Below are 26,785 nucleotides of genomic sequence, written 5' to 3' on the forward strand. Positions count from 1 at the left end.
GGGCACCTTCGGCACGTCAGATGCGCTGAAGGGCACCTTCGGCGCACCACATGCACTGAAGGTGCCCTTCAGCCCGTCGGTTACCGGGTCTGGGTGTCCAGGCTTTCGTAGACGGCGTTGACCAGGGCCATCTTCCGCGGGTCGTCGCGGATCAGCGGGCCCAGCTGGTTCAGCGTGTACCCGAACGACAGCCCGTTCTCCGGGTCCGCGCCGCCCGTCGAACCGCCCAGGCCGTCGTGGCCGAAGGCCGCCGGGTTCGGGCCGAAGCCGCGGGCGTCGCTGCCCAGGTAGAACCCCAGGCCCCACTCGTTCGGCAGGCCGAGCACCGCGTCGACCTCCTTGCCCTGGCTCTCCCGCGCCTTCGCGAGAGTCGGCGCGGACAGGAGACCGCCGGTGGCCAGTGCCCCGTAGATCGTGGCGATCGCGCGGGCCGTGCCGTGGCCGTTCAGCGCCGGCATCACCGCGCGGCGGAACGCCGGGTCGTTCGCGTGGTGGCCCGCGAGCTGCGGGTTGGTCAGCGCGGCCTGCGCGACCGGGCCCGCCGCGGCGAACGCCGTGGCCAGCGCGTTCGCCATTTCCTCGGTCACGATCGGGTCGACGAGCGTCGCGCAGCGGTCCAGGTCGGCGTCCGACGCCAGGCCGATCGAGAAGTCGGCGTCCAGGGGCCGGGCGACCTGCTCGGCGAAGAACTCGCGAATGCCCTGCCCGGCGATCCGCCGGACGACCTCGCCGACGAGCCAGCCGTAGGCCAGTGCGTGGTAGCCGCCCGCGGAACCCGGTACGTACAACGGTTCCTGCGCCGCCAGCAGCGACGTCATGAGGTCCCAGTCGTACAGTTCCTCGACCCGCACCGGCCGGTCGAGGCCGATCCCGGGGACGCCGGAGCGGTGGGTGAGCAGCCACCGCACGGGCACCTCCGCCTTGCCCGCCGCGGCGAACTCGGGCCAGTACTTCGCGACCGGCGCGTCCACGTCCAGCTCGCCCGCGTCGACCAGCTTGTGCGCGCAGATCGCCGTCATGCCCTTGGTCGTCGACCAGACGTTGGCGAGCGTGTCCGGCCGCCACTCGGCGGTGCGCTCGGGGCCGGACCAGCCGCCCCACAGGTCCACCACGACCTCGCCGTCGCGGATCGCCGTGAACGCGGCGCCCAGCTCGCCGCGGGAGCGGAAGTTCTCCTCGAAGGCCGCGCGCACCGGCTCGAAACCGGGCGCGCACTCGCCGTGCACGGTCGCCGTGGCGCTGTCCATCGGACCTCCTCGGGGAGCGACCGGTCCACACCGACCAGTCGGTATGGCGACGCTAAAGGGGGCCGGGCACGCCCGTCAAGGCGTGCCCGGCCGGTGCTTTTTCACGAGAAGGGCTAGCGCAGCCGCGGCACGATCGCGCCGTACTTTTCGAGCAGCGCCGCGTTGGCCTCGTCGCCACCCTCCACATTGGAGCTGCGCCACAGCGGGACGTCGAGGCCCTCGGCCGTGCCGCGGTCGTAGACCTGGGCGAGCACGAGGTTCCACAGGAACGCGTTGACCACAGTGGACAGCGGCGCGGTGCGCGGCGCGTCCGGCGGGTAGCTCGCGTCGCCGGGGATCACCAGCGAGTCCAGCACCACCGTGCCCTGCTCGACCAAGTTGCTCGACGACCGCTTCGGCGCCGCCGCCACGCACGCCCGCGACGTGATCGCGATGACCGCCGCCCCGCGCTTGCGGGCCTCGATGCACAGCTCCACCGGGTACGGGTTCGATCCGGACGTCGAGAAGACCACCAGCACGTCGTCCGGCCCCGGGGCGCGCTCGGCCAGGACCTCGGCGGCCAGCCCGGTGCGCCGCTCGGTCTTCGTGCTGCTCACCGCGCCGTGCAGCGGGAGCAGGTCCGGGTGGTACAGCGGGTAGACGCAGGCCAGGCCGCCGGCCCGGTAGAACGTCTCGGCGACGGCCGCCAGCGAGTGCCCGGCGCCGGCGGTATAGACCAGTGCGTCGGCCCGGATCACCCCCAGCACCAGGTCCGCCGCTTCACGCACCGCGTCGGCGTTGGCCTGCTCGACGTCCGCCAGCTGCTTCGCGACGCTGCCCGAGATGTCCGTGGCGCTCACCACACCCACCCTTCCGTAGGGGACCGGGCGCCGAATCTACCGCGAAGATGGTGGTGCGCGGTGGAATAGCCCGGTGGGCGGGCGGGGTTGACCCGATTGCGGGCGAAGAGGAGGACGCGGGTGAGCGAGGCGGAACCGGCGGTGTCGGTGTGGCCGGCGCGCGGGCGCACCGAAGCGGTCGTGCTCGTGCTGCACGGCGGCGCGGAGCGCGGCACCGGCAGCGTGCCGCCGTGGAAGCTCGCCTTCCTGCGGATGGTGCCGATCGCGCGCGCCCTGCACCGGGCCGGCCGCAAGCACGGCGTCGAGGTGCGGCTGCTGCGCAACCGCCGCTACGGCTGGAACGCCCCCGCGATGGACCCCCTCGACGACGCCCGCTGGGCCCTCGAGCGCATCCACGCCGACCACCCCGGCCTGCCGGTCGTGCTGGTCGGCCACTCCATGGGGGCCCGGGTCGCGCTGCGCGTCGCCGACGACAGTGCCGTGCGCGGGGTGTGCGCGCTGGCGCCGTGGACGCCGCGGGGCGAGCCGGTGGCCGCGGTCGCCGGGCGGACGGTGCTCATCGTGCACGGCACCCGCGACCGGATGACCAGCCCGGCCGAGTCGCACGCCTTCGCCGAACGCGCCGAGGGCGTCGCCGCCCGCGTCGCCCGGTTCGAGATCGCGAACGAAGGCCACGCGATGCTTCGCCGGTCGTCCGTGTGGACCCGGCTGACGATTGCTTTCACACTGGAAGTGCTCGCCGGGAACGCCGGCGCGGAGCTCCGCGGCGCTTGGGCCGCGCCGGGGCCCGAGCGCCTGCGGATACCCGTGTGAAAGGGCCCCGAACAGGGCATTCGGCGAAGCGCGCCGCGGGGGTGCGGCGTTTAGGATCGATCACCGGCATAGCTGGCCGGCCGGAGGGAGAACCGTGACCACGACGAGTGTCGACCGCGCTCAGGACATCCCCGACGAGTCCCGCTGGCCGGGTCTGGCCGACCCACCGCACTCCGCGCTGCGCGCGCGGATCGCCGCCGCGTTGTTCCGCCGCGCGGTCCGCCCGCTCGACGTGCGGGTGACGTTCCCGGACGGGACCGTCCTCGGCGCCGGCGGGCCGGAATCGCCCGAAATGCGCATTCTGCGTCCGGAATCCTTTTTCCACCGCCTCGGCGTCGACGCCAAGATCGGCTTCGGCGAGTCCTACATGGCCGGTGACTGGACCGCGTCCGACCTGGCCGAGGTGCTGACGCCGTTCGCCGAGCGGATGGCCACGCTCGTGCCGCCGGTGCTGCAGAAGTTCCGCAAGATCGCCGAGCGCACGCAGCCGCCGTCCGAGGCGAACACCCTCGAGGGCGCGCGGGCCAACATCCACCGGCACTACGACCTGTCGAACGACCTCTTCGGCGCCTTCCTCGACGAGTCGATGATGTACTCCTCGGCGCTGTTCGGTCCCGCCGACGACCTGACCGGCGCCCAGCACCGCAAGATCGACAGCGTGCTGGACTACGCCGGCGTCCGCGAGGGCAGCGAAGTCCTCGAAATCGGTACCGGATGGGGTGAACTCGCCATCCGCGCCGCCGCCCGCGGCGCGCACGTGACGTCGCTGACCATTTCGGAGGAACAGCGGGCGCTGGCGACCGAGCGCATCGCCGCGGCCGGGTTCTCCGACCGCGTCGACGTGAAGCTGTGCGACTACCGCGAGTCGAGCGGCCAGTACGACGCCGTGGTCAGCGTCGAAATGATCGAGGCCGTCGGCGCGTCCTACTGGCCGGAGTTCTACCGGGTGATCGGGGAGCGGCTGCGCCCCGGCGGGCGGTTCGGCCTGCAGGCCATCACCATGGACCACGACCGGATGCTGGCGGCCTCGCGCGCCTACACCTGGATCCACAAGTACATCTTCCCCGGCGGCATCATTCCGTCCGTTCGCTCGATCGAGGACGGCGTGGTCGCGAACACCCGGCTCAAGCTGGCCGGGATGCGCGAGTTCGGCCAGGACTACGCGCGCACGCTACGGTTGTGGCGCGAACGGTTCCTGCACCGCTGGGCCGACATCGCCGGGTTCGGGTTCGACGACGTCTTCCGCCGGATGTGGGAGTTCTACCTGGCCTATTCCGAGGCCGGGTTCCGCTCCGGGTACCTCAAGGTGCACCAGTTCGGCTACGAGGCGACCGGCAAGTAACCCCCGCCGGACAACCCGACCCCGGTGCCGGACGTCCTCCGTTCGAGGACGTGCGGTCTACTGACGACGACAGGTTTGTCCGGATCGGGATTGGGTGATGGAGATGACGTACCGTGGCGACGACGGCGGGCGCCGCATGCCGCCCCGGCCTCCCGCACGTCCCCGCGACCACCAGCGCGCGCAGATGATGCCGCTGCCCGGGCGCGGCCGCAGCCCGTACGACGAGCGCACCCGCCCGATGGGCACCCGCGAGGACGAACGCCAGTACGCGCCGCCCCCGCCGCGTCAGGACCCCCCTCGCAGGCCGGTCGACGACGGCTACCCGCCGTCCCGGCCGCCGCGCCGTCGCCGTTGGAGCTTCGGCAAGGTCCTGCTGACGCTGCTGCTGGTGTTCGTGGTGTTCGTCGCCGGCATCTGGGTCTACCTGGAGTTCTCCATCAAGCGCGTCGACGCGCTCACCGACTACTCCGGCCGCCCGGTCGCCGCGTCCGGCACCAACTGGCTGATCGTCGGCTCCGACAGCCGCGAGGGCCTCACGACCGAGGACGAAGAGCGGCTGGCCACCGGCGACGTCGCGGCGGCGGGCGGCGGGCAGCGCACCGACACGATCATGGTCGCGCACATCCCGGACAACTCCACCAAGCCGACGCTGCTGTCGCTGCCACGCGACTCCCAGGTGAAGATCCCGGGCCACGGCACGAACAAGATCAACGCGGCGTTCTCGCTGGGCGGGCCGTCGCTGCTGGCGCAGACCGTCGAAGGCGCCACCGGGCTGCACATCGACCACTACGCGGAGATCGGCTTCGGCGGGTTCGCCAAGATCGTCGACGCGATCGGCGGCGTCGACATGTGCATCGACAAGGACATGAACGACACGGTCACCGGCATCAGCATCAAGGCGGGCTGCCAGTCGCTCGACGGCCGCTCGGCGCTGGGCTTCGTCCGCATGCGCCACAGCGACGCGACGCCGCGTTCGGACCTCGACCGCGTCGCCAACCAGCGCAAGTTCATCGGCGCGCTGGTGAGCCAGATCGCCAGCCCCGGCACGCTGCTCAACCCGTTCGACTTCTTCCCGCTGCTGAGCTCCGGCCCGGACGCGCTGACGATGGACTCGGGCGACCACGTCCACAACCTGGCCGGCCTGGCGATCGCGATGCGCGGGATCTCCTCGGGCGGCGTGGTGACGACGACGGTCCCGGTCACCAACGGGTCGGCGGAGAACTGGGACAAGACCAAGTCGAAGCAGCTGTTCGACGCGCTGAAGAACGACACGGAGATCCCGGACAGCGTCATCGTCAATTAATTCGGACGCGGTTTCGTTCCGGCCGGGGCACCATGGAAGCCATGGAGACCCCGGCCGAGACGTACACCCGTGACGAGTTTTCGCTGACCCGTTGGCAACTCGCCGACTGCTCGGCCATCGCGGGTGCGGTCTCGGGGTCCGGCGCGCACCTGGCCGACTGGGTACCGTGGGCCGTGGGTGGTTACCCGGAATCCGACGCCGCCGCGTTCCTGCGGCTGACGCACGAGAACTGGGAGACCGGCCGGGCGTACGAGTGGGCGATCCGGGTGGCCGGCTCGCTCGCGGGCGGCGCGGGGTACGTCGAGATCAAGCACGACGAGGCGAACGTCCGAAGTGGAGCGGTCCCGGCGCGGCTCGGGTTTTCGTTCGCGGGCAAGGAACCCCGGCGGGAAGGTGTCCTGCCGCCGGCGTGCGCGGGCACCCACCACGTGTGGCGATCGGAGAAGCCGTGAAAGAGACCTACGCCGGCGACGGCTTCACCCTGGCCCGCTGGCAGCTCGCCGACGCACCGGAGATCACCGCTGTGGTTCAGGGATCGCTCGACCACATCGGGGCCTGGATGATCTGGGCCGCCAACGGCTACACCGCCGAAGACAGCGCCGAGTTCCTGCAGCGCACCCGGAAGACCTGGGAGAGCGGGGAAACGCACGACTTCGCCATCCGCGTCGACGGCTCGATCGTCGGCGGCATCGGCACGATGGCGCGCGAGGGCGGGGTCGAGATCGGCTACTGGCTCGCGCGCGACCACACCGGCCGCGGCCTGATCACCCGGGCCGTCGAAGTCCTGGCGGCGGAGGCGTTCCGGCTCGGTGCGGGGTACGTCGAGATCAAGCACGACGAGCTGAACGTCCGAAGTGGAGCCGTGCCCGCGCGCCTCGGTTTCACGAAGGTGCGCGAGGAACGGGTCGAAGAGCCGCTCGCCCCGTCGTGCAAGGGAATCAACCACGTTTGGCGTTGGGAGAAGCCGTGAACCTGGGGTACGTGACCGAACCGGGGCACCGGTGGCTGTGCGAACGACCGCGCGCCACCCGGACCGCGAGACGCCGGCGCGCCGACGAAACGCCCGCTTGGGCTCGCCGGTGCGACGGGTGCCGTCGCGGCGGGTGGCCGTCCGGGCCGCGGCTGCGCCGGCCGCCGCGGGTCTGGCCGCCCCGTCGCTAGGACACCTTGTCGCGCTCGCGCAGCACCTTGAGCGCCTGGTCGGCGTGCACGGTGAAGTTCAGCTCGCTCTTGATCTTTTCGAGGACCCGACGGTCTTCGCCGATCACGAACGTGACGCGCTTGGCGTGCAGCGGCAGCAGCTTCCGCCAGACGCCGAACTGCTTCGCGACCGCACCGTCCACATCGGACAGCAGGGGGTAGTCGAAGCCGTTGGCCTCGGAGAACTGCCGCTGCTTGGTGACGCCGTCCGGGCTGATCCCGATCCGGTGCGCGCCGACCTCGGCGAACTCGGCCGCGAGGTCGCGGAAGTGGCAGCTCTCGGCGGTGCAGCCGCCGGTCATCGCGGCGGGGTAGAAGAACAGCACGACCGGCCCGGTGGCCAGGAAGTCCGACAGCGTGCGCTCGGCGCCCTGGTCGTCGGGCAGCGTGAAGTCGGGTGCGAGGTCTCCGGCGTCCATGGACGTCCCTTCTCGTCGGCGGCAGAACCCATCCTGCCGGGTCTTCGGAGCCGCCGCCGCACCGGCTTGGTTCCCCGGGTGGACCGATCGGGCGGCTTCGGATATTTTCGCCGTGGTGCCCGCCCATCCGGCGAATCGCTGACACGCCGGATGTCCTGAAGTCGCCGTGATGTCGGTTTGATGCCGCGCTGAAGCCACCGTCTCGCAGGATTCCGCTCCGTCTGTCATGGGGGAGTCCGGGGGAGGAACAACGGTGCGTCTGCGTCGTGCGGTGGTGGCCGGGACGGTCACCGCCCTGCTGGGTTCGATGCTCACGCTGCTGGCCGGCAGCGGGCAGCTGGTCGCGCCGCGCCCGGCGCCGGTCGCCGAGGCGCCGGACGCGCCCGCGGCGATGGCGGCGGCACGGCTGCAGGGGAGCCGGGTGGAGGTCGCCGACGAGCGCACGCCCACCCGGGCCGTGTACGCCAACCCCGGCGGCACGCTCACCGCCGAGCTGACGCCGGTCCCGGTGCGGGTCCGGCGGGGGGACCGGTGGACGGGCGTCGACACCGCTCTCGGCCGCCGGGCGGACGGCCGGGTCGCGCCGCGGGCTGCCGACGGGGACCTGACGCTGTCGCCGGGCGGGGACGCCGCGCTCGCAACACTGCACCGCGACGGCAAGGCCCTCAGCCTGTCCTGGCCGGGCGAGCTGCCCGCGCCGGAGCTGTCCGGGGCGCAGGCCACCTACCGGGGCGTGTTCCCCGGCGTCGACCTGGTGATGATCGCCGAGCGCGACGGCTTCAGCCAGCGCCTCCTGGTGCGCGACGCCGAGGCCGCGCGCAACCCCGGGCTCAAGGCGGTCGAGCTGGCGGTCGAGGCCGACGGTCTCGAGCTGACCGCGGCCGCGGACGGCTCGCTGCGGGCCGTCGACGGCACCGGCGCCGCCGTGTTCGGCGCGCCGCCCTCGAAGATGTGGGACGCCGCCGGGCGGATCGCGCCGGTCGGGGTGTCCGTCGCCGGCGGCTCCCTGGTGCTGACCCCGGACGCCGGGTTCCTCGCCGACCCGGCGGTGAAGTTCCCGGTGACCGTGGACCCGACGCTGTCCACGATCCAGAAGTGGGGCTGGGCCAACGTGCTCTCGGGGCACCCGGACACGCCGTACTGGTGGACCAGCGGCGACGGGAACGCCCAGGTCGGGCAGTGCCCGAAGGACCTCCCGGGCGGCAGCTGGTGCAGCGGGATCGGCGAGGGCTGGGCCTACTTCCAGTACGACACCTCGTTCCTGGCCGACAAGACGGTGCTCGGCGCGACGTTCACCACCGTCGCCATCTCCAGCCCCGACTGCTCCGACCGGGACCAGGTGGTCTACCGCGCCAACGGCGGCATCGGGAGCGGGACGACGTGGAACAACCGGCCGGGCGGCGGCTGGAACCGCACGCGGTCGGTGCCCGGGGTGTACGGCGGCACCTGCGGCACGGGCTGGAAGGAGGTCGGGTGGGACATCCCGGCCGACCTGATCGACCAGCGGTCGCACACCCCGCTGTTCCTCAAGGCCGCCAACTCGAACGACCAGTACGCGTGGCGCAAGTACGACCCGGCGCAGACGGTCCTCAAGGTCACCTGGAACCGCACCCCGTACACGCCGGGCGCGATCGGGACCGACCCGGGGCTGCCCGTGCCCTGCAAGTTCTGCGGCGGCCTGCCCTACGTCGGCCAGGAGTCCATCACGCTGCGGGCGCAGACCGCCGACCCGGACGGCGACCAGCTGTACCCGCAGTGGCGGGTGTCGGCCAACGGCAAGGAGATCGCGTCCTGGGACGGGCCCGCGCAGGCGTCCGGCGCCGTCCACACGGCCACGATCGACCTCCGCGACAAGGACGGCCAGCAGATCGGCTGGTGGGTGCACGGCTGTGACGGCGCGACGTCCAGTCCCGCGGCGTCCGGCGCCCCGTTCGTCGTGGACCGCACGGGTGTCCCGCGCCCGCCGACGGTGGGCTCGGACCTCTACACCGAGGACAACCGCTGGCACGGCGGGCCCGACGTGGCGGCCACGTTCACCTTCGGCAGCAACGGTGTCGGCGACATCGACCACTACAAGTACGGCTGGCAAGACTCGCCGAACACCTCCGTCGACGCGGACGCCCTCGGCGGTGGCGCGACGGTGAAGCTGACGCCGCCGGGCGACGGACCGCAGACGCTGTACGTGCGCAGCTACGACCGGGCGGGGCACGAAAGCCCGCAGCGCGAGTACCGGTTCTACGTCCGCGCCGGCAACGGCCCGCTGGCCAAGTGGTCGTTCGACGGCACCGCGCAGGACAGCGCGTTCCTCGGCGACCGGCACGGCACGCTGAACAACGGCGCCGGCCTCCGGTCCGGCGGCGCGCTCGGCTCGGCCGTCGAGCTGGACGGCGTGGACGACGACGTCACCGCACCGAACGCGATCCGGACCACCGCCGGGTTCACCGTGTCGGCGTGGGTGAACCTGCGAAGCGCCAACGGCGCGCGGGCGGCGATCAGCCAGGACGGCCTGAAGTTCCCCGGTTTCGCGCTGTGGTACCGGGCCGAGAACGACGGCAGCGACGCGCACTGGACGTTCGGGAAACCGACCTCGACGGACTCGTGGACGAGCGTCGCGATGGCGGAGTCGGCGGCCGGGGCACCACAGCTGAACACCTGGACGCACCTGGCGGGCGTGTACGACCGGGACGCCAACGAGATCCGGCTGTTCGTCGACGGCAGGCTCGCCGGGACCGCGCACGCCCCGCCGGCCACGGACAACGCGGGCGGTGCGGTCCGGATCGGCCGGCTCGTCTGGGACGGCAAGGTCGTCGACCCGTGGCCGGGTGCGGTCGACGAGGCGCAGGTCTTCGACCGCCCGTTGCCGGCCGCCGAGGTCGCCGGCCTGGTGAACGCGGGCAACGTCCAGGTCGCGCAGTGGAAGTTCGACGAGGACAAGGGCACCACCGCGCGCAACGCCGTCGAGGGCGGCACGGACGCGGTGCTGCAGGGCGGGGCGGCGTTCGTGCCGGACGGCGCGGTCGGCCGCGGCGCGCACTTCGACGGCGTCACCGGCGGCGCCACGACCTCCGGCCCGGTGGTGCGCACCGACCGGAGCTTCTCGGTCGCCGCGTACGTCCGGCTGGACGCCGGCGCCGACGAGAACGGCACGTTCACCGTGCTCGGCCAGGACGGTGCGCGGATCTGCGCGTTCTGCCTGCAGTACCAGAACAAGACCTGGGTCTTCGTGTTGCCGCGCGTGGACGGGGACACGGGCGGCTACGACTGGGTGAACACGGGTTACCAGCCGGCGCGCAACCAGTGGTACCACCTCGCCGGGACCTACGACGCGCCCAGCGGCAAGATCCGGCTGTACGTCGACGGCGAGCTGGTCGGCGAGACCGGCCGGGTGACGCCCTGGCAGGCGCAGCACGCCTTCCGGATCGGCGGGGCACTCGTCAACGGCGGCGTGGTCAACCGGCTGCCCGGCACCGTCGACGACGTCCGGGTCTACAGCAGGGCGATCTCCCCCGACGAGGTGCGCTCGCTGGTCACCGGCGCCGCGGTCACCGCGGGGACCTGGAAGTTCGACGGCGACGCCGCCGACGCGAACGGCAGGTTCCCCGGTACCGTCGCCCCGGGCGCGGACTGGGCGGCCGGGCAGACGAACCAGCCGGACCCCGGCGACCTCGCCCTGCGGCTCGCCGGCTCCGGCTACGCCTCGACGAGCGCGCCGGTGGTGCACACCGATCGCAGCTTCTCGGTCACGGCGTGGGCGCGGCTGGACGAGATCGGTGCCCCGGCCGCGGTGGTCTCGCAGAGCGGCGCGCACGTGCCCGGGTTCGCCCTGCGCGCGCTCGCCGACGGGCGCTGGGGCTTCGTCGCCCCGAACGCCGACCAGGCCCAGCCGGGTGACGAGGCGGCCGGGCCGGTCGCGCAGCCGGGCGTGTGGACGCACCTGGCCGGTGTGTACAGCAAGGACCGGCAGCAGATCGAGCTGTACGTCAACGGCGTGCTCGCCGCGTCGGCCGCGCACACCGGCGGCTTCGACGCCACCGGCGGTGTCCAGTTCGGACGGGCACGGTGGGCGGACGACCCGGACGCCGAGCCGTTCACCGGCGCCATCGACGACGTCTCGCTCCACACCCGCGCGCTGACCGGCGGGGAGGTCCGGACGATGGCCGGGCGGGACGTCAGCCTCGCCCACGACTGGACGTTCGACGAGGGCCGGGGCACGCGTGGCGGCGACGCCGTCGGCGCCGAGCCGGCGACGCTCGGCGCGGGCGCGACGTTCACCCCCGGCCGGGTCGGCAACGCGCTCGACCTGTCCGGCACCGGCGCCTACGCCGCGACGTCCGGGGTGGACGTGCGCACCGACACCAGCTTCACGGTGTCGGCGTGGGTCAACCTCGAGGACAATCCCTGCGACATCGATGAGACGCCGCGGTGCTTCCTCAGCGCGGTCTCCCTCGACGGCGGGAACGCCACGAGCAAGTTCCGGCTCGGGCACGTCGTCGACGACGCCGGCCACGACGGGAACTGGATCTTCGAGGTGCCCGAGGAGGGCGGCTCGGTGACCAAGGCGTCCCTGGCGGTCATCCCGGGCGAGCTGAACAGCTGGGTCCACCTGGCCGGGGTGTACGACGCGCCGGGCAAGACGATCTGGCTGTACGTCGACGGGACCCGCAAGGAGCCCGGCACTTTGCTCAAGCCGTGGCAGGGCGGCGGCGGGCTCCAGGTCGGCCGGTCGAAGACGGCGGGGGAGTGGGGCGGCTACTGGCGCGGCGGCGTCGACGACGTCCGGCTCTACAGCGGCGCGCTGACCGCCGACCGGGTGTCCGCGCTGTGGCGGTCCTACCCCGCCGCCCAGGCCGCGGCCCTGCCGGTGGCCGACGCCGGGCGCTGGAAGTTCGACGACAACACCGGCACCGCGGCGACCGACTCCAGCGGGCGCGGGAACACCGCGACGCTGAACACGGGCGCCGGCTGGCACACCGGCCACGACGCCTACACCGGCTGGTTCGACGGCAAGACCGGCTTCGCGGAGACGGCGGGGCCCGTCGTCGACACGGCGGGGAGCTTCTCGGTCTCGGCGTGGGCGTTCACCCTGGACGACAGCCGCTACACCACGGTGTTCGGCCAGGACGGCGACCGCCACAGCGCCTTCCAGGTCCAGTACGACCCGACGGCGAAGAAGTGGGCGGCCGTCGTCGGGGCGGGCGCTGACGTCAAGTCCGTCCGGTCCACCGAGAGCTCCTACACCGAAGGCTGGGTGCACCTGACCCTCGTCTACGACCAACGGCTCAGCCAGCTGAAGCTCTACGTCAACGGTGCGCTTTCCGGGGCGGTCTCCGGGGTCACCGTGCCGCAGGCGAAGGGGAGGTTCTCGATCGGCCGGTGCCGCGGGGACGGCGCGAACGCGTGCTTCTTCAAGGGCGGCATCGAGGAGGTCCGGGCGTACGGCAAGGCGCTGTCCGACGCCGAGGTCCGCAAGGTGCACGACGACATCCCGCCCGCGAACCGCGGCCGGTGGCGCTTCGACGACGGCACCGTGAAGGACACGTCCTGGGTCGCGAACCCGACCACGCTGGCGGGGACCGCGACCTACCCGGCCGGCCAGTCCGGCCGGGCGTTGCAGCTCGACGGCGCGTCCGCGGCCACCACGGGCGACGTCGGGGCCGTCATGCGCGACAGCTTCACCGTCGCGGCGTGGGCCAAGCCGACCCGCGACGACGAGGTGGCCACCGTCGTCGGCCAGGACGGCGTGCGGCACAGCGGGTTCGTGCTCCAGTACCGCCCGGAGGTGGGCCGCTGGATCTTCGGCGCCCCGACGGCCGACGACGCCTCGGCGGACCACCACCCGTTGACCTACGCGAACTCCACGCAGGCGCCCGCGTTCGGGATCTGGACGCACCTGACCGGCGTCTACGACTACCCGGCGCGCCAGCTCCGGCTGTACGTCAACGGGGAGCTCGTCGGCACGAAGGACAACGTGCTGCTCTGGACCGCCGGGGGCGGCCTGACGATCGGACGCGCTCTGGAGCTCGGCGCGCCCGCCGGGTTCTTCACCGGCGCGATCGACGAAGTCACCACGGACGAGGGCGTGGTGCCCGACGACGAGATCCGGGCCCGCGCCGGCTGGCCGCCCGCGGCCGGCGGCCAGCTCGGCCGGTTCACCACCCCCGGCGACCACCGCACGGTCGCGCCCACCGGCGGGATCCGGGACCCGTTCGGGGCGAGCCCGGCCGGCTACCGGTTCGAGACGCCGCTGGGCCGGACCCTGCCCGCCGGCACGGCCGGGACGCACCCGATGTTCGGCTGCCTGATGAACGACGTCGACGCGTTCACCTCGATCGACCCGGACTGCGAAGGCGCGCCGAAACTGGGTGCGCTGGGGTCGAGCTACATCGACCCGCCCGCCGGGGTGACGACGATGCCGCTGTACCGGTGCCTGTTCAAGGGCGAGCGGTTCGACTCGAACTCGCCGACCTGCGAGGGGCAGCAGGTCGACGGCCTGCTCGGGTACCTCCCGGCCTACGCGCCGCTCGTGCGGTACTTCCTGCCGGGGGTGGGCGAGCACGCGGCGGTCGCGGACGACGTGCCGCCCGGCTACCGGTTCGAAGGCTCGTTCGGCCTGGTGGCGCGCACGAACGAGCCGGGCACCCAGCTGCTCGTGTCCTGTGTGGACGGTTCGGAGCGGTTCGTGTCGGCCGATCCGGCGTGCGAGGGCAAGACGGTCCAGCACGAGATCGGCTACGTCTGGCCCCAGCCACCCGCCGGCCGGCCGAACATCCGGATCTACCAGTGCGCGCAGACCGGCGGGCCGGCGGCCGGCGAGCTGTTCGTGTCGTCGAGCCCGAGTTGCGAAGGCCAGACCGTCCGCGGCCCGCTGGGCTACGTGCTCGCCGCATGATGACCAAGGGGAGAGTTGTGCGCAGAAGAACCCGGCGAGGCCTGACTTTCGCGGTCGCCACGCACCTCACGGCGTCCCTGCTGCTGGCCGTCGCCGCGCCCGCGGCGTGGGCCGGGGAACCGTCGGGCAAGCTCGACGACACCCCGTCGGTACCGGTGTCCGGCCCCTCGTGGCGGGCGGTCGGGGCCGACCAGGCGTCGGCGCACGCGCTGACCGGCAACCAGCAGGCCAAGCCCGCGCAGGAGGGGGCGGGCACGGCGACGGCCTCGCCGCTCTCGCCGTCGGCGTCCTGGGCGGTTTCCCCGCACACCGGCGACTTCACCTGGTCGTACCCGCTGCGGGTGCCGCCGGCGGCCGGGCCGACACCGGGCTTGTCGCTGTCGTACCGGTCGTCCGCGGTGGACGGCCGGACGACGGTGACGAACAACCAGCCGTCCTGGGTGGGCGACGGCTGGGCGCTGTCCTCGGGATTCGTCGAGCGGGCGTACCGGGGGTGCTCGGCGGACACCGAGGGCGATGTCCAGCCCGCGCAGGTGGGGGACCTGTGCTGGCGCAGTGACAACGCGACCGCGTCCTACGGCGGCGCGGGCGGGCAGCTGATCCGCGACGACGCGACCGGCAACTGGCGGCCGCGCGCCGACGACGGGTCGCGGATCGAGCACCTGACCGGCGCCGCCAACGGCGACAACGACGGCGAGTACTGGAAGATCACGACCGTCGACGGGACGCAGTACTTCTTCGGGTCGCAGGCGGACTCGACGTGGACGGTGCCGGTGTTCGGCGACGACTCCGGCGAGCCGTGCCACAGGGCGTCGTTCGACGCCTCGTCGTGCACCCAGCCGTGGCGGTGGAACCTGGACAAGGTCGTGGACCCCAGCGGCAACGAAATGCGGTACCACTACACGAAGGAGACCAACTCCTACGGGTTCGACGGCAAGGACGCCGCGGTGTCCTACGTCCGGGGCGGCTACCTGGACCACATCGACTACGGGCTGGGCCACGGCGCCGCGCAACCGTCCGGGCGCGTCGTGTTCACCACGGCCGACCGGTGCGTCCCGGGCAGCGACTGCCGCCCGGAGGCACCCGGGAACTGGCCCGACGTGCCGTGGGAGGCCAAGTGCGACACGGCCACCTGCGCGGCGAACCACTCGCCGACGTTCTGGACCACCCAGCGGCTGGCCTCGGTGACCACGAAGGTGTGGCGCGGCACGGACTTCGGCGACGTCGACCGGTGGGAGCTGGACCAGCAGTACCCCGATCCCGGTGACGGCGAAAAGGCCGCGTTGTGGCTCAAGGGGATCAAGCACACCGGCCTGGCCGGCACCCCGGTGGAGATGCCGTCGGTGACGTTCCAGGGCACCCCGATGTACAACCGGGTCGAGCTGCCGGAGGACGGCGCGTCGCCGCTGATGCGCTACCGCCTCACCGGGATCGTGTCCGAAACCGGCGGGATCACGTCGATCACCTACGAGTCCGAGTGCAAGCCGGGGAACCTGCCCGCGAACCCGGAGACCAACACCAAGCGGTGCTTCCCCGTGCGGTGGGCGAAGAAGAACATGGCCGAGCGCACGGACTACTTCCACAAGTACGTCGTCACGGCCGTCGTCCAGTCGGACCGGCTGGCCGTCGACGGTCAGCCGGCGGCGACGTTCCCCGAGCAGGTCACGCGGTACGAGTACCTCGACGGCGCGGCGTGGCACTGGGACACCTCGGAGTTCACCAAGGACGACAAGCGGACGTGGAACGACTTCCGCGGCTTCGGCCGGGTCCGCGTCCGCGGCGGCGTCGCGGACGACCCGGCCGGCCCGGTGACCATGTCCGAACAGCGGTTCTACCGCGGCATGGACGGTGACCACCTGCCGTCGGGCACGCGGCCGGCCACCGTCACCGACTCCGAGGGCGGCGTGCGCGCCGACGCGGACTGGCTGGCGGGCTTCGGCTTCGAGACAGCGACGTTCGAGCGGGAAGCGGCGTCCGACCAGCCGGACCCGCCGCGGGTGGGCAAGACGATCACCGAGCCGTCGGTCCGGGGCCCGGTGGCGACGCGCGGCGCGTTCAAGGCGTACCTGGTGCGCACGGGCGTCTCCCGCGAGTACACGGCCGTGGGCACGGGGTGGCGGACCACGCGGACGGAGACGACGTACGACGACCTCGGCCTCGCCACCGCGGTCGACGACCTGGGTGACACCGCGACGGACGCCGACGACCGGTGCACGCACACCGAGTACGCGCGCGACGACGCCGCCTGGCTGATGAGCCTGCCCGGGCACGTCTGGACCGACTCCGTCCACTGTGGAGCCCCGGTGGAGTACCCGCGGGACGCGCTTTCGGACGCGAAGACCACCTACGACGCGCAGGGCAACGTGAAGAAGTCGGAGGTCGCCAAGGAGCGTCCGGCCGCGGAGCCGGTGTACGTGACGACCGGGACGGCGACGTACGACGCGCAGGGGCGCGTCACGGCCGCCACCGACGTCCTCGGGCGGACCACGAAGACGGCCTACACCCCGGCCGGCGGCGGTCCGGTCACGAAGACCGTGGTCACCGGCCCGGGCACCGACGCCGTTCCCGCCGGGCTGGTGACGACCACGACCCTCGACCCGGCCTGGGGGCTGCCGACGCTGGTCAGCGACCCCAACCTGCGCAAGACCGAGACATCCTACGACGCGCTCGGCCGCGTGGTCGCGGTGTGGACCCCGACGTGGACGAAGGCCGACCACCCGGACGTGCCGAACGCCCGGGCGGCGTACCTCGTGCGCGGGGACGAGCCGACGGTGATCACCACGACCCGGATCGGCCCGACCGGCGCCGAGATCTCCGGTACCACGGTCTACGACGGGCTGCTCCGGCCACGCCAGGCGCAGGCCCGCGCGGTGGGCGGCGGGCGGCTGCTCACCGACACCCGGTACGACTCGCAGGGCCGTGCGTGGAAGACCACCCAGCCGTACTACAACGACAAAGCCGTCGACGACGCGCTGTGGATCGCGTCCGATGTGGACGTTCCGGGCCACACCCGGACGCACTTCGACGGGGCCGGCCGCGCCGACGCGTCGATCTACTTCGCGGGCGCGTTCGAGAAGCGGCGGACCAGCACCGCGTACTTCGGCGACCACGTCGACGTCACGCCGCCCGCCGGAGGCACGCCGACGTCGGCCTACACCGACGCGCGCGGGCGGACCGTCGAGCTGCGGCAGCACCACGACGGCGGGTTCGACGCGACGCGGTACACGTACACGAAGGCCGGGCAAGCCGAGACGATGACCGACCCGGCGGGCGCGGTGTGGCGGTTCGGCTACGACTTCCTCGGCCGCCAGGTCAGCAACGACGACCGGGACAGCGGCCTCAGCACCAAGACCTACGACGACGCCGGCCAGGTACTGACGTCGCGTGACGCGCGGGGTTCGGTGCTGGCGTACACCTACGACTCCCTGGGGCGCCCGACCGGGAGGTTCGTGGGGTCGGCCGCCGGGAAGAAACTGGCGGAATGGACCTACGACACGGTGACGAAGGGGAAGGGGAAGCTCGCGTCGTCGACCTCGTGGGTGGACGGCAAGGCGTACAGCGGGAAGGTGCTCGGCTACGACCCGGCGTACCGCCCGACCGGGACGTCGGTGATCATCCCGCCGTCCGAGGGTCTGCTGGCGGGGACGTATTCCTCGTACACCGGCTACAACCCGGACGGCAGCGTGTCGAGCCAGTCCTACGCGGCGGCCGGTGAGCTGCCGGCGGAGACCGTCAGCTTCGGCTACGACGAACTCGGGCCGTTGCTGTCGAGCTCGGGTGGTTACGACGGCTCGACGACCGAGCTGGTGTCGGCCACGAACCTGACCCGCTACGGCGAGCTGGCGCGGCTGACCCTGGGCACGGGCACGAAGCGCGTCTGGTTGTCGCAGTACTACGACCAGAACGACCGGCGGCTGACCAAGTCCGTCGTGGACGCCGAGGTGCCGTCGCCGATGCGGTCCGACGTGCGGTACTCGTACGACCCGGCCGGGAACGTCACGTCTCTCGCGGACGTGTTCTCGGGCGACGTCCAGTGCTTCCGCTCCGACGGTCTCCAGCGGCTCACCGACGCGTGGACCGCGCCGTCGTGCTCGGAAACCCCGTCGGTGGCGGGCCTGCGCGGCCCGGCGCCGTACTGGCAGTCGTTCACCTACGACAAGGCGGGCAACCGGGCGACCGACACCCGGCACGTGGCTTCGGGTGACGTGGTCCGGACCTACACCGGCCAGGTCCCCGGGCACGCGCACGCACTGGGGTCCGTCTCCGCGCCGGGCGGTGTCACTTCGTACGCGTACACCGCGGCGGGCCAGCTGGCGTCGCGCTCGACCGGCGAGCAGTTCACGTGGGACGAGCAGGGCAAGCTCGCGTCGGTGACGAAGGGGCCGCAGGCGACGTCGTACGTGTACGACCCCTCGGGTGGCAGGCTGATCCGGCGCGACCCGGCCGGGACGACGTTGTACCTGGGCGGCCAGGAACTGCGGCTTCCGGCGGCCGGTGGCGATCCGGCGGTGACGCGGTACTACAGCCACGGTGGCCGGACGATCGCGGTGCGGCAGGGGAGAGGGGCGCTGACGTGGCTGGCGTCGGATCACCAGAGCACGGCGCGGACGGCGATCGACTCCGGCACGCTGGCGGTCACCGACCGGCGTCAGCTGCCCTTCGGCGGCCCGCGTGACGCGGCTTCGTTCCCCGGCGAACGCGGGTTCGTCGGCGGCGTCGAGGATGCCAGTACCGGGCTGACGCACCTGGGCGCGCGGGAGTACGACCCGGACACCGGGCGGTTCATTTCGGTGGACCCGCTGCTGAGCCCGGGAGATCCGCAGCAGCTCAACGGGTACACCTACAGCAACAACAACCCGATCACCAAGAGCGACCCCAGCGGGCTGAAGGCGATCGGCAGCCTCGATGACGGCTGCCCGCTGGAAACCGGTTGCACGGGAGGCGGCGGGAACGGCGGGACGAACGCCGGAACGAACACCGGGACGGACACCGGTGGGGTCATGGAGCCGACCAGCAGGCCCATGCGTCCCGGCCTGCCTCCCGCCAGTGACCGGCCGCCGCGCACCGTTGTGATCAACGAGATCAAGATGCAGGGCGACTGCCGGCAGGTGGGCGACAGCGGATACGGGAGCCAACCCTGCCGAGGGCAAGGCAGCTGTCCGTCGGGGTACGTGCGGGAGACCGGGTACCTGCAGAACCACGGCGGCCCTTCATCGTGCGTTCCCGCCCCGGCGCCGCTGACCGCCGAACAACGGCACATGGTGCTCGATACCTGCGGATCTCTCCCGATTCCGTATCTCTCCCAGGGCTGTGACGTCGTGAACATCATCTGGTACGGGGTGGAAGGGGACACGGACAACGCCCTGATCTCGGCCATGGGCCTCGCTCCCGGAGTCGGCGATTTCGGCACCGGCGCCCGGCTGGTCAACAAGGCCGTCAAAATGCATGACGCCTGCCATGGCAGTTGCGGTACGAAATCCGGGCAACACCACCACGTCAACGAGGGCGACCTCGTCCGTGGCGACGTGGACGGTGATGTCGTCATGAATGGCGGGGTGATCGACGGCAGGGTGCGAGGCGACTTGTACGTGGGGGAAGGGGCCGCGATCGTCCGGGGCGGGGTCGACGGCACCGTCCACTTCATTTCCGAGGGTGACAAGCTGGCCATCCTCCAGACTCGTGACGTCGGCGCCGGCATCGAGGTGAACGGCTCCGGCAGGGTCATCTTCCAAGGTCGCGACGTTTTCGGCGACATCAACATCAACAAGCCCCGCAATCCCGGGGGTGGATGACCGGACTCGTGGGTGTTGCCGCCGGTCGGCAACACCCACGAGTCCTTACGCCCGGGCCGGTTCGGATGCCTCGGGTACGCCCAGTGCCGTGAAGTTCTCCAGTGCCACGGCGAGCAGCTCGGCCCCGGATCGCCCGGACGACTCGCGGATCGCGGCGGCCACCCGCAGGGCCCGTGCCTCGTTCAGCCGCTGCCCGTTCTCGCGCGCGAGCTCCACCGCGCGCTTGACGTGCCGCGCGGCCGCCGCGGGATCGCCCGAGTCCAGGCACGCCGCCGCCAGTTCGGTCAGTGCCGGGCACTCCAGCACCCGCATGCCGGTCTCGTTCATCTTGGCCAGGGCCAGTTCCGTGTGCGCCACGGCTTCCGACGGGCGGCCGAGCGCGCGGTGCGCGGCGGCGAGTCCGATGAGGACGGACGCCTCGCCGTAGCGGAAGTGGATCTCGCGCGCCAGTTCCAGCGCCACCGCGTAACCCTCGATGCTTTCCGCGAACCGCCCGCGCAGCCGGGCGACCGTCGCGAGCACCTCCAGCGCGCCCGCCTCCTGCCGCCGCTCCCCGAGTTCGCGGCCCTTCTCCAGGGCCTGCCGGGCGCGGTGCTCCGCTTCGCCGTAGCGGCCGAGGTCGCAGTAGGTTTCGGCCAGGCACACCAGGCTGGTGATGAACCAGTGCCGCAGTCCCCACCGCTCGCACAGCAGCACGCTTTCCTCGTGGCATTCCGCGGATTCCCGCATCCGGCCCGCGGTCCAGTGGGCCAGTCCGAGACCGTTGAGCGCGACCAGCCGGACGTACCGGTTGCCCGTCCGCCTGCTGATCCCGACCGCCTTGGTGTGGCACGCGATCGCGCGCTCGACCTGCCCCTGCGACAGCAGCGATACACCGATGTAGTTGATCTCGCGCGCTTCGGAGTCCAGGTCGCCGATCCGCCGGGCGATGGCCAGCGCGCGCTCGTGGTGGCGCATCCCGTCGCGCGGCCTGCCCAGCTGGGAGTACACGCGGCCGAGGCCGTGCCGCGCCTCCGACTCGGCCACCGGGTCGATGTCCGTCCCGCCGCGGTCGAGCGCTTCCTCGTAGCGGGCGATCGCGGAGTCGTAGTCGCTCAGGTAGTAGGCGATCGTCCCGCGCAGCACGAGCACCGAGACCTCGGCGTGGCGGTCGCCGGCCGCGCGCGCCGCGCCCAGGGCGGCGTTGGCCACCGCGAGCCCGTCCGCAGCGAGCCCGCGGCCGGCGAAGTAGCCGCGGAGCGTGTCGGCCAGCAGCGCGCTGTACCGGCCCAGCCCGGGAACCAGCGCCGCGCGCTCGGCCGCCGCGACGAGGTTGGCGCGTTCTTCGTCGAGCCAGCGCATCGCCGGCTCGTCGTCTTCGAAGGACGCCTCGGGCTTCGCCGTGGCGAGGATCCGGCGGAACAGCGGGTGGAGCCGCTGCGTCGCGGCGGCCGCGGTGTCCAGGTAGTGGTCGTACAGCCGGGCGTCGGCCGCGGTCAGCTCGTCGGCCCGTGCGCGGTCGGCGGCGTACTCGCGCAGCAGGTCGTGGAACTGGAACCGGGTGGCGCTGCGCCGGGTCAGCAGGCTCGCCGCGACCAGCCGGTCCAGGCAGCGCCGGGTGCCCGCGCCGGCCAGCACCTCCGCCGCGGTGACGTCGAAGTCGGGGCCCGGGATCCGGCTCAGCAGCCGGAACACCCGCCGCGCCGGTTCGTCGAGCGCCCGGTAGGACAGGTGGAACGTCGCGCGGACGGCGACGTCCGGGTCGCCCTCGATGGCCAGCTCCGCCAGCGGGTCGGCGCGCAGCGCGGCCACGTAGTCCCCGATCGCGGAATGCCGGCCGCCCACCAGGTTCGCCGCCGCGATCCGCAGGGCGAGCGGCAGGTGCCCGCACAGGTCGGCGAGCTCGTCGACGGCCCGCGGCTCGGCGTCGACGAGCTCGGCGCCGAGCAGGTCGGTGAGCAGCGTCCGGGTGTCGGAAGTGGTCAGCACGTCCAGCGCGAGCACCCGCGCGTCGTTGAGCACGGTCAGCCCGCGCAGGTCGCCGCGGCTGGTCACCAGCGCGGCGCAGCCGGGGTTCGGTGGCAGCAGGGGCCGGACCTGGTCGGCGTCGGCGGCGTTGTCGAGCACCACCAGCACCCGCCGCCCGGCCAGCAACGTCCGGTAGAGCACGACCTGCTCGTCCAGCGTCACCGGCACCTGCGAAGCGGACACGCCGAGCGCGCGCAGGCACAGCGTCAGCGCCTGGGTCTTGGAGAGCGGCGAGGCCGACGCGTACCCGCGCAGGTCGACGAACAGCTGGCCGTCCGGGAAGCGAGCGGTCATCCGGTGCGCCCAGTGCACCGCCAGCGCGGTCTTGCCGATGCCCCCGGGCCCGACGATCGCCAGCGTCCTGTGCCCGGGCGGGGCGCCGAGCAGTCCGTCGAGCTTCGCCAGGTCCGACGTCCGCCCGGCGAAGCTCGGCAGGTCCGCGGGCAGCTGGCAGACGGCCGGAAGCGGCTCGGCGACCGGCGGCTCGTCCGGCGCGGTGAGGATCGCGCGGTGCGCCGCGCGCAGCCGCGGGCCCGGCTCGACGCCGAGCTCGTCGGCGAACATCCGGTGCACCCGGCCGTAGACCTCCAGCGCGTCCGCCTGCCGCCCGCCGTGGTGCAGCGCCAGGATGTACAACGCCCAAAAGGGTTCCTGCCAGGGGTTCTCCCGGGTCAGCGTGGCGAGCTCGCCGACGACCTCGCGGTGCCTGCCCAGCTCGAGGCTGACCTCCAGGTAGCGCTCGCGGGCGCGCAGGAGCTCCTCGGCGAGGAGGCCTGCCTCGTCGCGCTGCAGCGGTTCGGACGGGATGTCGGCGAGCGGCGTGCCGCGCCGGCAGGCCAGCGCCTCGGCCAGCAGCGCGCGCTCGGTTTCCGGGTCGGCCTCGCGGGCCCGGGCGACGAGGGCGCGGAAGCGCAGCAGGTCGAGCCGGTCGGGCGGCAGCCGCAGCAGGTAGCCGTCCGGGCGGGTTTCGATCACGGACTCGCCGAGTGCGCGCCGCAGCCGCTGCGCGTAGAGCTGCGCGCTCTTGCGCGCGGTCGGGGGCCGCTCGTCGCCCCACAGGTCCTCGACGAGCCGGTCGAGGGTGACCGTGGCGTTCGCCCGCAGCAGCAGCGCGGCGAGCACGATGCGCAGCTTCGGCCCGTTGACCGGGACCGGTGCTTCCCCGCGGGTCACCTCGAGCGGCCCGAGGATGCCGAAAGTCAGGCCGGATGGTTCCACGTTTTCCCCTCGCGCGGGCCGGCCGTTTTCGATCAGCTGCCCGTAGGCGGAAGGGTATCGGCCCCGGCACCGCCGCGCCGGGATCTGTGGCTAACCCGATACCGGACATACCCGGCCGCCGCGATGATCACCGGCGCCGGTCCCAGCGCCCCAATGTGGCCTTCGGTGCGTGAGACGCAACCAAGGCCACATTGGGGCGCTCGGGTCAGGTGGTGGGGTGCCGCGCGATCAGCTCGTCGACCTCGTCGCCCGTGGCCGAGTCCGCCACGAACGGCCCCCTCGCCGCCAGTACGCCCAGCTGGCGCAGCCGGGCCGCCTGCTCGTGCGTGCGGACGCCCTCCGCGCCCACGCGCAGCTTCAGCTCGCGGGCCCGCGTCACCAGCTGCGTCAAGTGTCGCAACGCCGGCTCCGGTGGCGAGTCCGCGTCCAGCGCGTCGACCACCGGGCCGGACAGGATCACGTGGTGGACCGGCAGCCGGTGCTGCGGGATCAGCTCCAGGTCCGCCGAGCCCGAGATCGTCAGCACCAGCTGCGTGCCCAGCTCGGACAGCACCGCGAACGAGTCCAGGACCTCGCCGCGCGGATCCAGGACCGAGTCGCGGTCGGTGCACAGCCGCAGCGCGTTGGCCGGCAGCTCGTGCTTGTCCAGCTGCTCCTTCACCAGCATGACCAGGTCCGGGTCGATGGCGAGCCGGTTCGGCAGCCGGACGCACACGTCCGGGGCCGCGTCGCCGAAGCGGGTGCGCCAGCGGGCCGTCGCCGCCAGGGACTCCGCCAGCAGCCAGCGACCCAGTGGCACCGTCATCCCCGTCGTCTGGGCCAGCGGGTAGAACTGGTCGGAGTCCAGCTCGCCCTTGTCCGGGTGGTTCCAGCGCAGGCCCGCGTTGACCGCGGCGAGGCGGTCGGGGTCGGCCAGGCGGACCGTCGGCTGGTAGACGAGCGAGAACTCGCCGTTCTCCAGCGCGCCCGCGATCACCGCGCCCAGCTGGTAGCGGCCGCGGTCGCGGGCGTCCAGCTCGGGGTCGAACAGCATCCACTGCGCCTTGCCGGCCTCCTTGGCCCGGTGCAGCGCGATCTCCGCCGCCCGCAACAACTCCGCCGCGCCGCCCTCGACGGCCGCACGCACGACGATGCCCGCGCTCGCGCTCACGCCGATGCCGTGCCCGGCCAGGTAGATCGGCTCGTTGAGGTCCTCCAGGGCCCGCTCGACGAGTTCGACGACCTCGGGCGCGGCGAGCCGTCCACGCAGGAGCACCGCGAAGCCGTCGCCGGACAGCCGCGCGACGAACCCGTCGTGGTGGCCGGTGAACACCGCCGACAGCTTGCCCGCGACCCCGCGCAGCACCTGGTCGCCGACGCCGGCGCCGAGGCCGTCGTTGACCACCTTGAAGCCGTCGACGTCGAGGTAGATCAGCGCGATGTCGTCACGCGCGCCGGCACCGAGCGCCGCTTCGAGCTTCGTGGTGAACGACGACGCGTTGGGCAGCCCGGTCAGCGGGTCGTGCACGTTCTGGTGCAGCAGCCGTTCCTGCAGCAGGTGCAGCTCGTTCGCGTCGGACACCATCAGCACCGGGTAGACCGACCCCGGCCGGTCACCGGGGAGGCGCGCGAGGGTGACGTCGGTCCAGAGCTGCCCGTCCTCGGTGTGGTCGAGCAGCATCCGTTCCTGGTAGCGCTCACGTCCGCCCCGCACCTGCTCGAGGGCCGCCTTGAGCCGCGAGACGTCGTGGTCGGTCGAGCCGAGGTCGGTGAGGTGCCGGCCGCGCAGCTTGTCCGGCGAGCAGCCGAGCAGCTGGCCGAGCGCGAGGTTGGCCTCGACGATCTCACCGCCGGGGTCGGCGAGCGCGATCCCCATCGGCGACGCGGCGTACAGCGCCGTGAACCGGTGCAGGGCGCCGTCGTGGCCCGGACCGGCTTGGTCGACCGCGTCGTGCGCGATCTCCAGCAGCAGCGGCTCCAGCTCCTCCGGGGGAAGTGTTACTCCTTTGGTGTCGGCCAACGTCGCCGCCCACCTGCGCGCCACGTCCAGCAGTCCTGGCGCGGCACCGGGCTCAGGCACACTCCACCTCTTCATGCACGGGTCAGGCCAGTTCAGCCGCGGTGTCGGGGATCATGAAGCCACACTAGGTACCCCTCGGCCGCGACCGATGCCACGCCATCATGCGCGTAACGGGGTGTCTACCGGCTGAACGAGTGAACGAATCTCCACATGCGGTAACTTTTCGTTACACCGGGTGTGCGTGCCCGGGTCAGCGACGGCTCAACCGCACCGGCAGACCGTCCGCGGGGACCGGCAGGGACACGTAGTCCCACTTCGCGGTGTAACTCTCCGGAACCGACCAGCGGTACGCGCGCAGCATTTCGTGCATCAGCAACTTCACCTCGAGGCTGCCGAAGTGGAGCCCGATGCACTTGTGCGCGCCGCCGCCGAACGGCATCCACGCCATCCGGTGCGACTTGTCCTCGCGCCGCGGCTCGGCGAAGCGTTCGGGGTCGAAGTCGAAGGGGTTAGTCCAGCATTCTGGCGTGAAGTGGTTGACCGTCGGCGAGACGCCGCACAGGGTGCCGGCGGGGATGTAGTGGCCGAGGACCTCGGTGTCCTTGACGGTCTGGCGGGTCAGCGACGGCACCGGCGCGACGAGCCGCAGCGCCTCCTTCATCACGAGGTCCAGCGTCTCGAGCTTGTCGATCGCCTCGATGTCGAGGACGTCGTCGCCGAGAGCGAGTGACTCTTCGCGGGCGCGCTCCTGCCACTCCGGGTGCTTGGCGAGGTAGTAGGCCATGGCGCTGCTGGTGATGGTCGTCGTGTCGTGCGCGGCCATCATCAGGAAGATCATGTGGTTGACGATGTCGGTGTCGGTGAAGCGGTCGCCGTCCTCGGTGGTGGCGTGGCAGAGGGCCGTGAAGAGGTCGTCGCCGTCCGACTTGCGCTTGGCGGGCAGGGTTTCGCTGAAGTAGCGCTCGAGGACCTTCCGCCCGTGCAGGCCCGCCGACCAGCGGCCGCCCGGCACGGGGAAGCGCACCAGCGCGGTGCCGGCCCGCACGGAGCTGACGAACGCGCGGTTGATCCGGTGCGCGTCGGCGCCGCTGCGCATGCCCATGAACACGCGCGTCGCTACGTCGAGGGTGAGCTGCTTGAGCGCCCAGTACAGCCGCGGGCGCTCGTTGTCGCCCCAGCTCGCGACGCCTTCGCGCAGGGCCGGGCCCATTTCGCCGACGTAGCCGGTGAGCCGCGAGCGCGTGAAGGCTTCCTGCATGATCCGGCGGTGCAGGTGGTGTTCGCCGAAGTCCATCAGCATCAGGCCGCGCTCGAAGAACTTCTCGATGAAGAACTTCCAGCCTTCCTGCGAGAAGGCCTTGTCCTTGTTGACGAGCGCGATCTGCGTCGCCTCCGGCCCGGACAGCGCGACGATCTTCCGGCCGAAACCGCCGGTCCAGGAAACGGGGCCGTAGAGCTCGTAACGGCGGAGGCCGAAGGCGGGCCCGAAGCGCATCATTTCGAGCATGTGCCCGACGACGGGCGGGCCTTCGTCGCCGAGGACGGGCTTGAGTCCGCTGCCCGCGGGCGGCGTGGCGAGTTCCTTGACGGGCCACCGCGACTGCAGCCAGCGTTCGTCGACCCGGTGGGGGAGCGGGAGCGCGGTCAGAGGCGGAACGCGTTCGCGCAGTGCTTCGGCGGCTCGGCTGACGGTGCCCGGCAAAGTGACCATCTCCCC

At 72.4% G+C, this 26,785-nt stretch carries 13 protein-coding genes; 7 read left to right on the forward strand and 6 right to left on the reverse strand.

Features of this window, described 5'->3' with window-relative positions; all coding sequences use genetic code 11:
• Window positions 1-80: 80 nt before the first annotated feature.
• Together ACIQWX_RS37375 and ACIQWX_RS37380 are read right to left on the reverse strand one after the other, a co-directional pair.
• A complete protein-coding gene (locus ACIQWX_RS37375) occupies window positions 81-1,247 on the reverse strand; it encodes a serine hydrolase domain-containing protein (RefSeq protein WP_400881505.1) in 1,167 nt (388 codons plus the stop codon).
• 113 nt (window positions 1,248-1,360) lie between these two features.
• Window positions 1,361-2,089, reverse strand: a complete 729-nt coding sequence (locus ACIQWX_RS37380; RefSeq protein WP_400881507.1) for an SIS domain-containing protein — start codon at window positions 2,087-2,089, stop codon at window positions 1,361-1,363.
• Window positions 2,090-2,206: 117 nt separating this feature from the next.
• On the opposite strand from ACIQWX_RS37380, the gene ACIQWX_RS37385 reads away from it, so the two are divergent.
• From ACIQWX_RS37385 to ACIQWX_RS37405, 5 genes are all read left to right on the forward strand, one after another.
• Window positions 2,207-2,899, forward strand: a complete 693-nt coding sequence (locus tag ACIQWX_RS37385) for an alpha/beta hydrolase (RefSeq protein ID WP_400881509.1) — start codon at window positions 2,207-2,209, stop codon at window positions 2,897-2,899.
• Between the two features lie 94 nt (window positions 2,900-2,993).
• On the forward strand, window positions 2,994-4,241 hold the full coding sequence (locus ACIQWX_RS37390) for a class I SAM-dependent methyltransferase (protein ID WP_400881511.1): 1,248 nt from the start codon (window positions 2,994-2,996) through the stop codon (window positions 4,239-4,241).
• A 97-nt stretch (window positions 4,242-4,338) separates the two neighbouring features.
• Complete coding sequence (locus ACIQWX_RS37395) at window positions 4,339-5,544, forward strand: LCP family protein (RefSeq protein WP_400881513.1); 1,206 nt, start codon at window positions 4,339-4,341, stop codon at window positions 5,542-5,544.
• 41 nt (window positions 5,545-5,585) lie between these two features.
• Entirely contained in the window at window positions 5,586-5,996 is a 411-nt protein-coding gene (locus ACIQWX_RS37400) for an N-acetyltransferase (protein WP_400881515.1), read from the forward strand.
• Window positions 5,993-6,514, forward strand: a complete 522-nt coding sequence (locus ACIQWX_RS37405) for a GNAT family N-acetyltransferase (protein ID WP_400881517.1) — start codon at window positions 5,993-5,995, stop codon at window positions 6,512-6,514. The genes ACIQWX_RS37400 and ACIQWX_RS37405 overlap by 4 nt, the downstream gene beginning before the upstream one ends.
• A 187-nt stretch (window positions 6,515-6,701) precedes the next feature.
• Here ACIQWX_RS37405 and ACIQWX_RS37410 read toward each other — a convergent pair whose 3' ends face one another.
• Complete coding sequence (locus ACIQWX_RS37410) at window positions 6,702-7,163, reverse strand: peroxiredoxin (protein ID WP_400881519.1); 462 nt, start codon at window positions 7,161-7,163, stop codon at window positions 6,702-6,704.
• 253 nt (window positions 7,164-7,416) lie between these two features.
• Here ACIQWX_RS37410 and ACIQWX_RS37415 point away from each other — a divergent pair, with 253 nt between their 5' ends.
• Complete coding sequence (locus tag ACIQWX_RS37415) at window positions 7,417-14,052, forward strand: LamG-like jellyroll fold domain-containing protein (RefSeq protein WP_400881521.1); 6,636 nt, start codon at window positions 7,417-7,419, stop codon at window positions 14,050-14,052.
• Window positions 14,053-14,069: 17 nt separating this feature from the next.
• Window positions 14,070-19,844, forward strand: a complete 5,775-nt coding sequence (locus ACIQWX_RS37420) for an RHS repeat-associated core domain-containing protein (protein ID WP_400881523.1) — start codon at window positions 14,070-14,072, stop codon at window positions 19,842-19,844.
• Between the two features lie 45 nt (window positions 19,845-19,889).
• Here the strand turns inward: ACIQWX_RS37420 and ACIQWX_RS37425 are convergent, their stop codons facing one another.
• From ACIQWX_RS37425 to ACIQWX_RS37435, 3 genes are all read right to left on the reverse strand, one after another.
• Window positions 19,890-23,069 carry a BTAD domain-containing putative transcriptional regulator gene (locus tag ACIQWX_RS37425; RefSeq protein WP_400881525.1) on the reverse strand — a complete coding sequence of 1,060 codons (3,180 nt, stop codon included), beginning with the start codon at window positions 23,067-23,069 and terminating at the stop codon, window positions 19,890-19,892.
• Between the two features lie 205 nt (window positions 23,070-23,274).
• Window positions 23,275-25,092 (reverse strand): putative bifunctional diguanylate cyclase/phosphodiesterase, encoded by a 1,818-nt coding sequence (locus ACIQWX_RS37430; RefSeq protein ID WP_400883098.1) that lies wholly within the window; start codon window positions 25,090-25,092, stop codon window positions 23,275-23,277.
• 226 nt (window positions 25,093-25,318) lie between these two features.
• Window positions 25,319-26,779, reverse strand: a complete 1,461-nt coding sequence (locus tag ACIQWX_RS37435) for a cytochrome P450 (protein WP_400881527.1) — start codon at window positions 26,777-26,779, stop codon at window positions 25,319-25,321.
• Window positions 26,780-26,785 lie beyond the last annotated feature (6 nt).

The organism is Amycolatopsis sp. NPDC098790 (assembly GCF_044759945.1).
Taxonomy (GTDB): Bacteria; Actinomycetota; Actinomycetes; order Mycobacteriales; family Pseudonocardiaceae; genus Amycolatopsis.